Here is a 12,687-nt window from a genome sequence, read left to right on the forward strand (position 1 = left end):
ACCGAAGAGCAGGCCAGCTCCCTGGAAGAGACCGCAGCGTCGATGGAAGAGCTGACGTCCACCGTCAAACAAAACGCCGACAACGCCCGCCAGGCCAACCAGCTGGCCGTCACCGCCTCCAGCGTTGCCGTCAAGGGCGGCAGCGTGGTCGCCGAAGTGGTCGGCACCATGGGCGCCATCAACGCCTCCTCCAGAAAGATCGTCGACATCATCGGCGTCATCGACGGCATCGCCTTCCAGACCAACATCCTCGCCCTGAACGCCGCCGTTGAAGCGGCTCGGGCCGGCGAGCAGGGAAGAGGCTTTGCCGTGGTTGCCGCAGAAGTCAGAAACCTCGCCCAGAGAAGTGCCGCAGCGGCCAAAGAGATCAAGACCCTGATAGGCGACTCCGTCGACAAAGTCGAAGAAGGCAGCAAACAGGTGGCCGAGGCCGGCAAGACCATGGACGAGATTGTGGACAGCGTCAAACGCGTGACCGACATCATGGCCGAGATCACGGCGGCCAGCCAGGAGCAGACCCAGGGCATCGAGCAGATCAACCAGGCGATCACGCAGATGGACCAGGTGACGCAGCAAAACGCTGCGCTGGTCGAAGAAGCCGCCGCCGCAGCGTCCTCGCTGCAGGAGCAGGCCAGCGGGCTCAGCCAGGTGGTCAGTGTGTTCAGGCTGGATCAGGAGCAGCTGAACCAGGTGGCGCCACCGCAGCGCGCCGCCGCTGCAAAACCTTCCAGCCGGAAAGCGTCGCCCCAACAGCCGCCCAAGGCCAAGCCGGCCATTGCCGGGCCGGCAGGCCAGATGGCTGCGGCCGGAGGCAGCTGGGAAACCTTTTAAGCCATCGGCGCAGGGTTCTCCGGCGCAAGGCGGACTTCTGCCTGCGCGGAGACCTGGGATTGACGGAATATTGACGCCGATCAAGTCCCGGTCGGGGTACCGATCCGACACTAAGTATGCATATTGATCAGCCGGTTGGCGAGCCGCAGACCTTCCGGTGGCATGGTCCGGGGTGTCGAGCGCGCCTGGCCGGCCTCCAGAAAGAACCATGCCTTCCTCTTCGAGCGACCCCCTGGATCCTGGCGGCAGCACACTTGGCGGGGCAGCGGCCCTTCTGGCGGGCGTGCTGGAGTCCGCCATGGACGCCATCATCACCGTGGATGAGCGCCAGCGGATCGTCATGTACAACCACGCGGCGGAACAGGTCTTCGGCTGGTCGCGGCAAGAGGTGTTGCTGCAGCCTCTTGAAAAGCTGATGCCCGAGCGTTTTCGTGCGGGTCACGCCCAGAGCGTCGAGCGTTACGGCAACACCGGTGTGACTTCCCGGCGCATGGGCGAGCGCCGGGTCATCCACGGCCTGCGTCGCAATGGCGAGGAGTTTCCCCTGGAAGCCTCGATTTCCGTGCTCCAGACCGCCGAAGGCAAGCTGTACACGACCATTGTTCGCGACATCACGGAGCTCGACCGTCTTCAGCGGGAGCAGGCCGACAATGACGCCCGCCTGCGCGAAAGCCAGCGCCGCCTGCAGGCGGCGCAGCGGCTTGCACGCATTGGCTACTGGCAGATTGATCTCGACACCAACCTGATGTGGTGGTGCGATCAGGCCTGTGAAGTGCTCGGTGTGGAGTGTTCGCTGCTGGACGGCTCCTATGACGGGCTGCTCCGGCTGATCCATCCCGATGACCGCCAGGCTTTCGCTGCCGCGCGTGACGCAGCCGTCCAGGCCGCATTGCCGCTTGATGCCGAGTTCCGGGTGATCACGGGTTCGGGGGAAGAACGCTGGATCCATCTGCTCGGCTGGATCGAAGATGATGGCCAGGGCGAGGGCTCGCCGGCTCGCCGGCGTACCGGTTTGATCAGGGAGATCTCCAACCGCAAGCGTTCTGAAGGACTGATTGCCCGCAGCCTTGAACTGCTCAACCGCACCGGAGCGTTGGCCAAGGTGGGCGGCTGGGAGGTGGTGATGGCGTCCACGGCAACCTATTGCTCCGACGAGATTTACCGCATCCATGAGGTCGACCCCTCGGCGGCCATCACCCTGGAGGGCCTTCTCGGTTTTTACGCCCCTGAGGCGCAGCCCGCGATCCGTGCCGCGGTAGACGCTGCCCTGCAGCACGGCGCCTCATGGGACCTGGATCTCCCGCTTCTCACGGCCAAAGGCAGGCGCATCTGGGTTCGGACGCAGGGGCAGGCCATCCTGCAGGACGGCAAGCTGGTGCGTCTTTTTGGCGTGTTGCAGGACATCACTGCAATCAAGGCCGCCGAAGCCGCCCTGCGCGTTTCGAACCACGACCTCGAAGCCTTTTCGTATTCGGTTTCCCATGACCTGCGCTCCCCGCTCAATTCCATCAACGGTTTCAGCCATTTGCTGGCCAGAAAAGTTGCCGGTACCCTGGACGCGCAAGGGGAACATTACCTGGCGCGCATCCAGGCCGGTACCCAGCAAATGGGGCAACTGATCGAAGGTCTGCTTTCGCTCGCCGAGGTCTCACGCACCTTGTTGGGCAACGCGCCGGTGGACCTGTCCGTCATGGCCCGCGCCATTCTGGACGATTGGCAGGTACGCGAGCCTGGGCGTCATGTGGTGGTGCAGGTTGAAAAGGGTCTGCAGAGCCATGGCGACGCCCGGCTGATACGGATGGCGATGGAAAACCTGCTGGAAAATGCCTGGAAATTCACCTCGAAAAAGGCCTTGGCCGAGATCACCGTCGGCCACCAGGCCGGCGCGGACGGCTTGCCGGTGTTTTTTGTCAGCGACAACGGCGCCGGCTTCGACATGGCTCATGTCAACAAGCTGTTCATCCCGTTCCAGCGTTTGCACGGCGTCACGGAATTTGCCGGCATGGGCATTGGCCTGGCGACCGTCAGCCGCGTGATTGCCCGGCACGGCGGCAGGCTCTGGGCCGAGGCAACGCCCGGGCGCGGGGCCAGCTTTTTCTTCACCCTGCCAGGCGGTGTGGTTGCGGCGGGTGGCGGTACCCAGAGCCACCCGTAGCCAGACCCAGAGCGGCCCAGGCCGACCCGCGGTGGCCTACAAAGGCCGCACCGGCACACACAGCAGGCAGCGGAAGGCGCCGGTTTTTTTGTCGACCACAAAATCACCCTCATGCAGTTCCAGTGAGGGTTTGTCGTCGGCCTGGTAGCCGCTTTGTGGCAGCCATTCGCCAAACAGGCGCATCCAGGCCGCGTGAATGGTGGCCCCGGTGCCGGTGAAGGCGGCGCAGGCATAACGTCCGCCGGCAAAAGTCTGCACGCCGATGTCTCCCTGCGGCTGGAATGCAGCGTCAACCTCGAAGCAGCAGTCATAGCGGCATTTGTCGGCCGGGGTGAGATCGGGGTCATCCTGGACGATGCCGTAGATCCGCTCCGGGTTCAGCCCGTGTTGGCCGAGCCAGCGCCACAGGCGTTGCCAGGTGGCGCCGATGTCGGGGTGGCCGTAGGGGCCGGTGTGACGAAGATAGGCCAGGCGCAGGGCCGGCAGGGTCTTCACTTCGACTTCCATGGATGTTCCTTTGTCAATGGTGGGCTGGCTCGGTGGCCAACTGTCACCATCGTGCTGAACATCCGGTCGCGCGGCTTGATGGTTCTTGCGCACTTCTTGATGAATCTTGCTCAGTTGCGCGCGGCGGCTGGCCGACCAGTCGTGCGAGCCGCCGCGCCGCCAGGCGGTGGGGGTCATGCCGAAGTGCGCGCGAAACGCTCGCGTGAACACCTCGGCCGAGACAAAACCGACCTCCAGCGCCACCGCCAGCGCGGTGGGCGGCGGTGTCCCCAGCAGGCGCTGCGCCGCCGCCTCCAGCCGCAGGCGGCGCACGCAATCGGCCAGCGTTTCGCCCGTCGTCGCCTGAAACAGGCGGTGAAAATGCCAGGGCGAAAAATGGGCCACGGCGGCCAGAGTGTGCAGGTCCAGCGTGTCGGCCAGATGCGTGCTGATGTGGTCGATCACGCGGTTGATGCGGGCCATGTAGGCGCGCCGGTGGTCGGGCGGCGTCACGGCAGCGCTTTCAGGATCTCGAAGAAGGGCGCGATGTCGGCGGTCTTCATGGGCTGCCAGTGTATGCGGCGTCCACGACTCTCACATCATGCGAACTGCGTCACCAGGCCCAGGCCATACAGAACGGTCGCCACCGACACACCGCGCAGTGGCACGCTGAACCAGTAGCGGCGGGCCAGCACGGTGTAGCCCGCCAGCGTCAGCAAGCCCAGCCCGAGCAGAAACCACGACTCGAACAAAAAGGCGCTGTGGATCAGCGCCAGATAACCATAGACCAGGCCAAACAACATGGCACCAAACGAATGGCTGGCGTGAAAGCCGATGCCGGCGCGCCACAGCGTCGTCTGGCGGCTGATCACGGGCGACACCTCCATCAGCCGGGCCTTGAGCGACGCGTCCCGCGGGTCGAACTTGTTGCCGTGGAAGGTAAAGAACAAATGCGCCGACCCCAGCAGCAGCAAGATGGCCGCGCTGAGCGAAATGAGCAAAGACGGCAGGGTAAGCGACATGGCCATGGCTTAACCCGCCTTGCGGATCGTGCCCTGCGCGGCGGCGCACAGCGTGCGCTCGGTGCCGCGCAGCACAAAAATGTCGCAGCGGCACACCGCTTGCGTCTTGCCGCTGCCCACCACCGTGGCCACGGCCAGCAGGCGCTCGGCGTCTTTGGCCGGGCGCAGGTAGTTGATCTTGAACTCGGACGTCACCGAATCGCCCAGCACCGAGCCACCCGCAAACGTCAGTGCGTTGTCGGCCAGGTAAGACAACACGCCGCCGTGCACAAAACCGTGCTGCTGCAGCAGGCCCGGAACGACCGGCACCGACAGTTCGGCCTTGCCGGGCTCGAAAGCATCCAGCCGTGCGCCGAGCATGGCGCTGAAGGGTTGGCGGCGCAAGGCGTCGCGGCCAAAGGCGATCAGGTCGGGGGAAATATTCAGATCAGCGGGCATGTTGCCTCCTTGGCACAGGTGGGGTCAGGCGCCGGCCGCCAGCGGCCAGCCAGTGCAGCAGGCGCACCCGCGCGGGCCAGGGCACCGGCTTGGGCTCATTGCCCAGCGATGCCTGCGCCTGTGACAGCGCGTCTTCCACACAGGCGTCATGCAGGTGCCGCACCGCCAGTGGCCAGGTCAGCAGGGCCGGGCCGCGCGTGTTCATTTCAATGCGGTGCTCCAGCACGCAAAACACGGGCGTGGCGTCCAGCACCTCAAACCCATGCCAGCCGTCAAAACCGGTGGGCGCGGTGAACCTGAAGCGAATCGACTGGCCGGGCAGGTAAGCCTCCACCAAGTAGCGGACAGGCCCATGGCCGCCCACGGCGCCCACGCCCAGCGGCCGGTCGAACTTCATGCGCGGCCAGGCCCGCCCCGGCCACAGCGCCTCGGCGGGTGAGGCCAGCGTGTCGATCAGCGCGCCCACCCGCTCGGGGCTGGCATGCAACAGGCGTTGATGAACGTTCACGACTTTCATGGAAAGAGCTCTCCTTGCGTATATGCGTTCAGGCGGCTACGGCCATCCAGGCGGCATGTTCCAGCGCGGCCCGCACCTTGGGCGCCACCGTGGGCTGGGGTTGGCTGATCCATCGCTGCGTGAGCGACATCGCCGGCGAAAAAACCAGCGCCATCCAGACGTGAAAAGGCATGGCCCGCATGTCGCCGGCCTCCACGCGCTGCGCGATCCACGCCGTCAGTGCGGCAAACGCGCTGGCGTTGGTGGCGTCTGTTTCTGCCTTGACGGCGGCTTCGGCCTCGCCGGCTCCGCTGGAGATATCGCCGCTGCGCCGCAATTCATGCAGCAGGCGGGCGCTCTGTGGATGTTGCAGCACCCACTGGATGTAAGTGCGAATCAGTCCCTTCACGCCTTTTTCTGCCGACTGGGCCGTGGCCCGGCCCGCGATGGGCGGCAGCAGGGTTGCGTGGAAGTCGCGCAGGATGTGGGCATACAGCGCGTCGGCCAATTGCGCCTTGGTGGGAAAGTGGTGATACAGGCTGCCATTGCTGACGCCCGCCTCCTGGCGCACCATGTCCATGGACGCGGCAGTGAAGCCGTGCGCCAGAAACACGGTGGCAGCGGCGTCCAGCAGGCGTGATCGGGTGGAAGTTGGTTCCATGACTGGAGTATCACTCCAGAGTAACACTCTAGTCAAGCCCTGTTTGACAACCCGGCTGGTGGGGGCCGGTGAAGGGGCGAAGGGCGGCCGTCAGCCCTGCAGCGTGCGCCTGAACAGGTCGAACAGCCGCTCCCAATGCCGCTCGGCCGCGGCCTGGTGGTAAATGCCGGCGCGTTTGGGAAAAACAAAGCCGTGCTCGGTGCCTGGGTACCACTCGATGCGGTGCGGGGTTTTGCCCGCCACCAGCGCATCCTGCAGCGTTTGCACAAGCGCCGGTGGCGCCCAGCGGTCGGTTTCGGCGCAGGCAAAGTAGCTTTCGCAGCGGATCAGCGGCGCCATCCGGTGCGGGGAGTCGTCACGATCGGTCACCAGGTTGGCGCCGTGAATGCTGGCAATGCTGCTGATGCGGTCGGGCAGGGCAGCGGCCGCGGCCATGACAAACGGGCCGCTCATGCAGTAGCCCACCGCGCCCACGCGGCCGGCGTCGGCCTGCGGCTGCGCATCTACAAAGCGCAGCATGGCTTCGGTGTCGCGCACCACCATGGCGTTGTTGAGCGAGTTCATGTGTTCAAACATCACGGCCATCAGCGGCTCGGTGCGCTCGGTCAGCCAGAAGTCGCGCGAGCGCCGGTAGTACAGGTTGGGCAGCACCACGTAATAACCCACCGCCGCAATGCGCCGTGCCATGTCGTGCAACTCTTCGCGCTTGCCCGGTGCGTCCATGTAAAACAGCACCACCGGGTGCGGCCCGCCTTCTTCGGGGCAAACCACAAAGCTGTTCATGGCGCCGTCGGCGCCGGAGATGTCTATGTGCTGCTCGATCATGGGTGGCCTCAGATACGGTGGATGACAAGACCGCCGGCACGGCGGTGGCGGGTGGGTCCTGCCGGTATTCTGCCGCCACCGGCCGCCCGGCAGCAAAGCCGTGCGCAAATTGGCGACAATACAAATCAGAAAGCGAGAAACCCATGTCCCTGCCATTTGCTGACCGCCTCAACAACGTTGAAACCTCCGCCATCCGCGAACTGTTCAAGCTGCTCGGCAAGCCCGGCATCATCAGCTTTGCCGGCGGCTTTCCCGACAGCGCCATGTTCGACGTGGCCGGCATCCAGGAAGCGGCCAACAAGGCCCTGACGGAAGAACCCGGCGCCGCGCTGCAATACGGCGCCACCGAAGGCTACAACCCGCTGCGCGAACAGCTTGCCGCCTTCATGGCCACCAAGGGCGTGAGCGTCGCGCCCGACGGGCTGATCGTCACCACCGGCAGCCAGCAGGCGCTGGACCTGCTGGGCAAAACCATGATCGACCCCGGCGACAAGGTGATCGTCGAAGGCCCGACCTTTCTGGCCACCATCCAGTGTTTTCGCCTTTACGGCGCCGACCTGGTCAGCGCCCCGGTGGACGCCAACGGCGTGGACACCGACGCACTGGAAAAACTCATGGCCGAGCACAAGCCCAAGTTCGTCTACCTGATTCCCACCTTTGGCAACCCCAGCGGCGCCATGCTGAGTCTGGAGCGCCGCAAGAAAGTGCTGGCCCTGGCCGTCAAGTACAACACCCTGATCGTCGAGGACGACCCGTATGGCGACCTTTACTTCAACGAAGCACCGCCGCCCAGCATTCTGAGCTTGTCAAAAGACGTACCCGGCAGCAGCGAGCTGATCGCCCATTGCGGCAGCATGAGCAAGGTGCTCAGCCCCGGCCTGCGTGTCGGCTGGATGATCGGCCCCGCCGAGCTGCTGGCCAAGGCCACCATGTGCAAACAGTTCAGCGACGCCCACACCAGCACCTTTGCCCAGGCGACGGCCGCGCAATACCTGAAAGCCGGCCGCATGCCCGCTACGCTGGCACGCGTGCGCAAGGTGTACGGCGAACGCGCTGTGGCCATGGGCGCCGCGCTGAAGCGCGAGCTGGGTGATGCGGTCGAGTTCACGCAACCGCAGGGCGGCCTGTTCTTCTGGGCCCGGCTCACGGGGGCGGGCGGCAAGACCCAAGACGCGGGCGAATTCGCCAAGCGGGCGATCGAGCAGGGCGTGGCGTTTGTGCCCGGTGCGCCGTTTTACGCGAACGCGCCGGATGTGAGCACCTTCCGGCTCAGCTTTGCCACCGCCGATGTGGGGAAGATTGAGGAAGGCATGGCGCGACTCGGCAAGGCGATCCAGGGATGAAGAAACGGCTGGCGTTCGCCGCAGCCTTGATCGGCGCAGCGGCACTGGCGCAGACCCAGCCCACCGTTGTAGAGCGCGACACACCTGGTGCGGCGCCTGTTCTGGCTGTTTACGCCCGGCCGGAAGCGCCTTTGAGACCTGACTATCCCCCTGCGGCATTGCGGCTGGAGCAGCAGGGCGAGGTGATGGTGAAACTGCGGGTGCTGGCCAGCGGCGCCGCGGCCGATGTCCAGGTGCGCTCCAGCTCCGGGCATGCCTTGCTCGACGAAGCGGCGCTTCGTTACCTGCACGGCGCCAGGTTTGTTCCGGCGCAAGATCGCAGCGGCCAGCCGGTGGACAGCCTGATCATCGTCCCGATCCGCTTCGTTCTTCAGGATTAGCCGTCCCGGGAGACAATAAAAAAGCCTGCTGCAAAGGCGCAGCAGGCTTTTTTCGTCGGGTGCTATCCGAGCCAGTGATCAGCCCGCTGGCTGCTCGTCCTTGTCAGCAGTCTCTGCGTCGGTGGGCTTGACGTCGCCAACGCGCATGCTGAGGCAGACGTCGATTGCCCGGATGGTGGCACGCGCCCAGCACGGTCACCGGCCGTCTGGTGCTATCAAATGAATAGCTGCTTGCGCACGTCCTGTAAGGGCTGGAGGCCGATTTTGCTTTGCACCGTGATGATTCGACGGACGAACGGCGGCAGAGCCACCTGGATCACCGGGGCGGCGATTAAGCGGCGTCGTCCGGCAAGTCGCTGAAGGGAAAGGGCAGGGTTTCGGTGGCGAAGGAGACAAAGCCCGCAATCTGTGCCAGGTAGCGGCCCATGCTGCGGCCAAAACCCTGCAGGCGCGGGTTGGGCTGGTCGGTGAAGAGGGCAAAGCCGAGTTGCAGCAGTGCAAGGGCCAACAGCACCCAGGCGGCCAGCTGGAAGGCCGCGCCCATCAGCAGCATGAGCAGGGCGCGCACCCAGAGTTTGCGTGGCGGTGGCAGGGTGACGAGGGCGGTGTCTGTCATGGCGGAATCCTTCAGTGGAGGTGGATATGCTGCGCGCGCTGTGGGTCGAAGCGTTTGAGGTGTGTCAAGCAACTGCAGCGCTGTGCCACGGGGCAGAGGCGGCCAGCGCGGGTTGCTTCAATGCTATGAATAATGTAGCTACCTGCGCTTGTACAGCAAGGGCTGATGGCACATTCTGCTGCAAACTTTTACTCTTCGGGGATCCTTGCCACGGTGCGCCCTGAGCTTGTTGAAGGAGCAGCGGGCCAGGGCCCCTTGACAGGCTCTGGCCGAACCGGGTGGGGCACAGCGGGCAAAATGGCGCCATGTTCGATTCCGCCATGGCTTTTCTGCAGTCGCTGCAGGGCTTTCCCGCTTACGCGCTGCTGTTTGCACTGCTGTTCAGCTGCGGCATAGGGGCGCCCATCAATGAAGACATCCTGCTGCTGGCTGCGGCGGCGCTCACGCTCAAGGGAGTGATGGCGCCGGTGCCGCTGATGGTGGTGGCGTGGTTCGGGCTGTTGGCGGGCGACGCGCTGGTGTTTCACTGGGGCCACCGCTTCGGGGCGCGGCTGCTGCGCCACCGCTACTTTGCGCGCGTGGTGCCCGAGGCGCGGCTGGCTGCCATGCAGGACACCATGCGCCGCTACGGGCCGGCCTACATCTTTGTGGTGCGTTTCATGCCGGGCGTGCGCACGCCGCTGTTTTTTGCGGCGGGCTCGCTCAAGATGCCTTACCGTCACCTGTTCATCTACGACGGCGCCGCCGCGCTGGTGGAACTGCCCCTGCTGGTCTACGGCGTGCGTTATGTGGGTGGGCGCTGGCAGGAGATTCTGGCGCTGGTCAGCCGCTTCCAGGGTGTGCTGGTCATTGGCGTCGTGCTGCTGGTGATCGGCGTCTGGCTGCTGGCGCGCCGTCGCGCCAAAGACAAGAGTGCAGTCAAAGAGGCGGGTCAGTCATGAGCGGCGGCAAGCTGCCCGAGCAGGGCCGCCCCCAGGCCGAGGTGCTGGCCGAGCTGAAGGGCTACGGCGCGCACGACCCCGACTACAAGGCCAACCGGCTGTGGAGCCTGGTGTATTACCTGGGTGAAGAACACGACGCCTTCATGGGCCAGGCGTACCAGGCTTTCTCGTCGGCCAACGGGCTCAACCCGACGGCTTTCAAAAGCCTCAAGCGTTTCGAGACGGAAATCATTGCGGCGGTGGCCGAGATGTTCCACGGCACGCCAGAGGTCTGCGGCGTGGTCACTTCCGGCGGCACCGAAAGCTGCCTGCTGGCCGTCAAGACCTACCGCGACATGGCGCGCAGCCAGCGCGGTGTGAAGCGGCCCGAGATGGTGCTGCCTGTCACCGCGCACGTGGCCTGGTTCAAGGCGGCGGAGTACTTCAACGTCAAGGTGCGCCTGCTGCCGCTGGACGACAAGCTGCGCGCCGACGTGCGCAAGCTGCCGCGCCTGCTGAACCGCCGCACGGTGATGGTTCTCGGCTCCGCGCCCGAGTACCCGCACGGCAGCATTGACCCGATAGCGGCCATGGGCGCCATGGCGCAAGAGCGCGGCATTCCCCTGCATGTGGACGCCTGCGTGGGCGGCTTCATTCTGCCTTTCATGGCCATGAACGGGCGCACGTTGCCGCTGTGGGACTACCGGGTGCCCGGCGTCACGTCGATCTCGGCCGACATCCACAAATACGGCTTTGCGGCCAAGGGCGCCTCCACCATCACCTACCGCAACCTGGACTATTTACGCCACCAGATGTTTGTGTATGAAGACTGGCCGGGCGGCGTGTTTGCCTCGCCGGCGCTGCTGGGCACACGCCCGGGCGGCGCCTATGCAGCGGCGTGGGCGGCCATGCAGCACTTCGGCCAGTCGGGTTACCGTGCGCTGGCCGCGCAGACCCTGCAGGCTTTTGACACCATGCGTGAGGGCATTGCCGCCATGCCCGAGCTGTATGTGATGGGCGAACCCAGCGGCCCGCTGCTGGCCTATGGCTCGCGCGATGCGGCGGTCAATATTTTTGCGGTGGGCGACCAGATGGATGCGAAGGGCTGGACGGTGAACCGCCTGCAAAAGCCCGACGGCCTGCACGCCATGATCACCGCTGGCCATCTGGCCGTGGTGGACGCTTACCTGCGCGACCTGAAGGACGCGGTAGCCACCGTCAAGGCCAACCCTGCGCTGGCGCAGGAAGGCAGTGCCGCCACCTACGGCATGATGAGCCACATTCCCCTGCGCGGCATGGTGCGCCAGAAGGTGCTCGACCTGTTTGTGCAGATGTACAAGGCGGGCGGCCAGCAGATCGACCTGCATGCGCCGCCGCCGGTGGCGCCCGGGTTCAGGGGCAGGGTGGACGCGCTGGTGGAGCGCGTGGCGCGCTGGTATGTGGCGCGCCAGCAGGGCAGGTAGCGCCAACAGGGCAAGCACGCTGCGGCGGGGGGGCATACCGGCCCCCCCCCGGCGGCACACAGCTTTTTTAAAAATACGGAGGGCCTTCGGAATGTTGATGCAGCGCTTCATGGAGAGTTACAAAAAAGCGTGGGAGACCCGCGACGAATTTCTGCTGGCTTCGCTGTTCACCGAAGACGGCCAGTACCACAACACGCCGTTTGCGGTGCAGACCGGGCACGCGCAGATCCGGCAGTACTGGCAGCGCGTCAAGCTGCAGACCGACATTGTGCTCACCTTCGACATCCTGCATGCCCAGGCGCTGGGCGGCATGGCCCATTGGCACACCACGTACCAGGTCACCTCGGAAGAAATGTTTGCGATGTGGGCCGCTTCCACAGGCACCAGCCAGCTGGCACGCCAGCCGGGCGACCCCTTGCCGCGCCTGGCGCTCGACGGCGTGGCGGTCGCCGAATTTGAAGCCGGCGGCCTGTGCCGTGACTTCCGGATCTGGTGGCATTCGGTGGTGCAACCGTAGGTTTGGCATCCCGGGCGCCGGTGTGTCTTCCCGCGTCGACCCGGGGTTCACCCTGCATGATCACAGGCGCGGGTGTGGCGACTGGCATGCTGTCGGCGCGCGCTGCTTGCTATGAAAAGAGTAGCTTGTCGCGCTTGCTGCCATTGGGCTGGGAGCCGATTTTATGCAAAAGGATGCGTCATGGCGCGGCTTCGGCCGGGCCGCGCTGCGCCCAGCCCCGACTGCTGAAGTAATTCGACCCCGCCTGTCGGTTCCGGCCTACGGTCGGGTCGCAGCGCTGCGCTTAGATTGGACGATTGACCACTACGGAGCATTCAATGGCGAGCGATATCCTGGGACAGATCTTGGGCAGTGTTTTGGGAAATGTCGGCGCAAGTCGGGCTGGCCCGCAGGGCAGGCCGTCCGGAGGCCTGGCGGATGTATTTGGCGACCTGTTGGGGGGCGGTGCTGGCGCTCAGGGCGGGCCTGCCGGCGGGGGCTCTCCTTTTGCAGGAAAGGGCGGCGCCCTCATTGCCATGCTTTTGCCGCTGGCCA

General features: G+C 65.3%; 14 protein-coding genes. 7 read left to right on the forward strand and 7 right to left on the reverse strand.

Going from position 1 to position 12,687, the window contains the following annotated elements:
• Nucleotides 1–831, forward strand: an 831-nt coding sequence (locus tag PSV33_RS12420) for a methyl-accepting chemotaxis protein (RefSeq protein ID WP_300562250.1), incomplete at its 5' end; no start/stop codon positions are given.
• A 208-nt stretch (nt 832–1,039) separates the two neighbouring features.
• Nucleotides 1,040–2,986 carry a PAS domain S-box protein gene (locus tag PSV33_RS12425; RefSeq protein ID WP_300562251.1) on the forward strand — a complete coding sequence of 649 codons (1,947 nt, stop codon included), beginning with the start codon at nt 1,040–1,042 and terminating at the stop codon, nt 2,984–2,986.
• 36 nt (nt 2,987–3,022) lie between these two features.
• On the opposite strand, the gene PSV33_RS12430 is transcribed toward PSV33_RS12425, so the two are convergent.
• The 6 genes from PSV33_RS12430 to PSV33_RS12455 all read right to left on the reverse strand — a co-directional run bounded on the left by PSV33_RS12430 (nt 3,023) and on the right by PSV33_RS12455 (nt 6,914).
• Nucleotides 3,023–3,985, reverse strand: a complete 963-nt coding sequence (locus PSV33_RS12430; RefSeq protein ID WP_300562252.1) for a GyrI-like domain-containing protein — start codon at nt 3,983–3,985, stop codon at nt 3,023–3,025.
• Between the two features lie 86 nt (nt 3,986–4,071).
• A complete protein-coding gene (locus tag PSV33_RS12435) occupies nt 4,072–4,500 on the reverse strand; it encodes a hypothetical protein (protein WP_300562254.1) in 429 nt (142 codons plus the stop codon).
• Nucleotides 4,501–4,503: 3 nt separating this feature from the next.
• Complete coding sequence (locus PSV33_RS12440) at nt 4,504–4,932, reverse strand: PaaI family thioesterase (protein WP_300562256.1); 429 nt, start codon at nt 4,930–4,932, stop codon at nt 4,504–4,506.
• Nucleotides 4,922–5,449 carry an SRPBCC family protein gene (locus tag PSV33_RS12445; RefSeq protein WP_300562258.1) on the reverse strand — a complete coding sequence of 176 codons (528 nt, stop codon included), beginning with the start codon at nt 5,447–5,449 and terminating at the stop codon, nt 4,922–4,924. Before PSV33_RS12445 ends, PSV33_RS12440 begins: the two co-directional genes overlap by 11 nt.
• 28 nt (nt 5,450–5,477) lie before the next feature.
• Nucleotides 5,478–6,089: a TetR/AcrR family transcriptional regulator gene (locus tag PSV33_RS12450; RefSeq protein ID WP_300562261.1), complete on the reverse strand. Its 612-nt coding sequence runs from the start codon at nt 6,087–6,089 to the stop codon at nt 5,478–5,480.
• 90 nt (nt 6,090–6,179) lie between these two features.
• A complete protein-coding gene (locus PSV33_RS12455) occupies nt 6,180–6,914 on the reverse strand; it encodes a dienelactone hydrolase family protein (RefSeq protein WP_300562263.1) in 735 nt (244 codons plus the stop codon).
• A 149-nt stretch (nt 6,915–7,063) separates the two neighbouring features.
• On the opposite strand from PSV33_RS12455, the gene PSV33_RS12460 reads away from it, so the two are divergent.
• Nucleotides 7,064–8,257: a PLP-dependent aminotransferase family protein gene (locus tag PSV33_RS12460; RefSeq protein ID WP_300562275.1), complete on the forward strand. Its 1,194-nt coding sequence runs from the start codon at nt 7,064–7,066 to the stop codon at nt 8,255–8,257.
• Entirely contained in the window at nt 8,254–8,637 is a 384-nt protein-coding gene (locus PSV33_RS12465) for an energy transducer TonB (protein ID WP_300562265.1), read from the forward strand. Before PSV33_RS12460 ends, PSV33_RS12465 begins: the two co-directional genes overlap by 4 nt.
• A 331-nt stretch (nt 8,638–8,968) precedes the next feature.
• Here PSV33_RS12465 and PSV33_RS12470 read toward each other — a convergent pair whose 3' ends face one another.
• Nucleotides 8,969–9,253, reverse strand: coding sequence for a DUF4389 domain-containing protein (locus PSV33_RS12470; protein ID WP_300562267.1), 285 nt, complete (start codon nt 9,251–9,253; stop codon nt 8,969–8,971).
• 305 nt (nt 9,254–9,558) lie between these two features.
• On the opposite strand from PSV33_RS12470, the gene PSV33_RS12475 reads away from it, so the two are divergent.
• From PSV33_RS12475 to PSV33_RS12485, 3 genes are all read left to right on the forward strand, one after another.
• The gene (locus PSV33_RS12475; RefSeq protein WP_300562269.1) at nt 9,559–10,194 is read left to right on the forward strand and encodes a DedA family protein; all 636 of its coding nucleotides are present in this window, start codon (nt 9,559–9,561) and stop codon (nt 10,192–10,194) included.
• Nucleotides 10,191–11,636 carry an aspartate aminotransferase family protein gene (locus PSV33_RS12480; RefSeq protein ID WP_300562271.1) on the forward strand — a complete coding sequence of 482 codons (1,446 nt, stop codon included), beginning with the start codon at nt 10,191–10,193 and terminating at the stop codon, nt 11,634–11,636. Before PSV33_RS12475 ends, PSV33_RS12480 begins: the two co-directional genes overlap by 4 nt.
• A gap of 91 nt (nt 11,637–11,727) precedes the next feature.
• Complete coding sequence (locus PSV33_RS12485; protein ID WP_300562273.1) at nt 11,728–12,153, forward strand: nuclear transport factor 2 family protein; 426 nt, start codon at nt 11,728–11,730, stop codon at nt 12,151–12,153.
• Nucleotides 12,154–12,687 lie beyond the last annotated feature (534 nt).

Origin of the sequence: Polaromonas sp. (genome assembly GCF_029945895.1) — a bacterium.
Taxonomy (GTDB): Bacteria; Pseudomonadota; Gammaproteobacteria; order Burkholderiales; family Burkholderiaceae_C; genus Polaromonas.

What these genes read in the sequence shown, in the direction of transcription:
- PSV33_RS12425 (WP_300562251.1), top strand. Translation starts at nt 1,040, where the DNA reads ATGCCTTCCTCTTCGAGCGACCCCCTGGATCCTGGCGGCAGCACACTT.
- PSV33_RS12435 (WP_300562254.1), bottom strand. Translation starts at nt 4,500, where the DNA reads ATGGCCATGTCGCTTACCCTGCCGTCTTTGCTCATTTCGCTCAGCGCG.
- PSV33_RS12440 (WP_300562256.1), bottom strand. Translation starts at nt 4,932, where the DNA reads ATGCCCGCTGATCTGAATATTTCCCCCGACCTGATCGCCTTTGGCCGC.
- PSV33_RS12445 (WP_300562258.1), bottom strand. Translation starts at nt 5,449, where the DNA reads ATGAAAGTCGTGAACGTTCATCAACGCCTGTTGCATGCCAGCCCCGAG.
- PSV33_RS12450 (WP_300562261.1), bottom strand. Translation starts at nt 6,089, where the DNA reads ATGGAACCAACTTCCACCCGATCACGCCTGCTGGACGCCGCTGCCACC.
- PSV33_RS12455 (WP_300562263.1), bottom strand. Translation starts at nt 6,914, where the DNA reads ATGATCGAGCAGCACATAGACATCTCCGGCGCCGACGGCGCCATGAAC.
- PSV33_RS12465 (WP_300562265.1), top strand. Translation starts at nt 8,254, where the DNA reads ATGAAGAAACGGCTGGCGTTCGCCGCAGCCTTGATCGGCGCAGCGGCA.
- PSV33_RS12470 (WP_300562267.1), bottom strand. Translation starts at nt 9,253, where the DNA reads ATGACAGACACCGCCCTCGTCACCCTGCCACCGCCACGCAAACTCTGG.
- PSV33_RS12475 (WP_300562269.1), top strand. Translation starts at nt 9,559, where the DNA reads ATGTTCGATTCCGCCATGGCTTTTCTGCAGTCGCTGCAGGGCTTTCCC.
- PSV33_RS12480 (WP_300562271.1), top strand. Translation starts at nt 10,191, where the DNA reads ATGAGCGGCGGCAAGCTGCCCGAGCAGGGCCGCCCCCAGGCCGAGGTG.
- PSV33_RS12485 (WP_300562273.1), top strand. Translation starts at nt 11,728, where the DNA reads ATGTTGATGCAGCGCTTCATGGAGAGTTACAAAAAAGCGTGGGAGACC.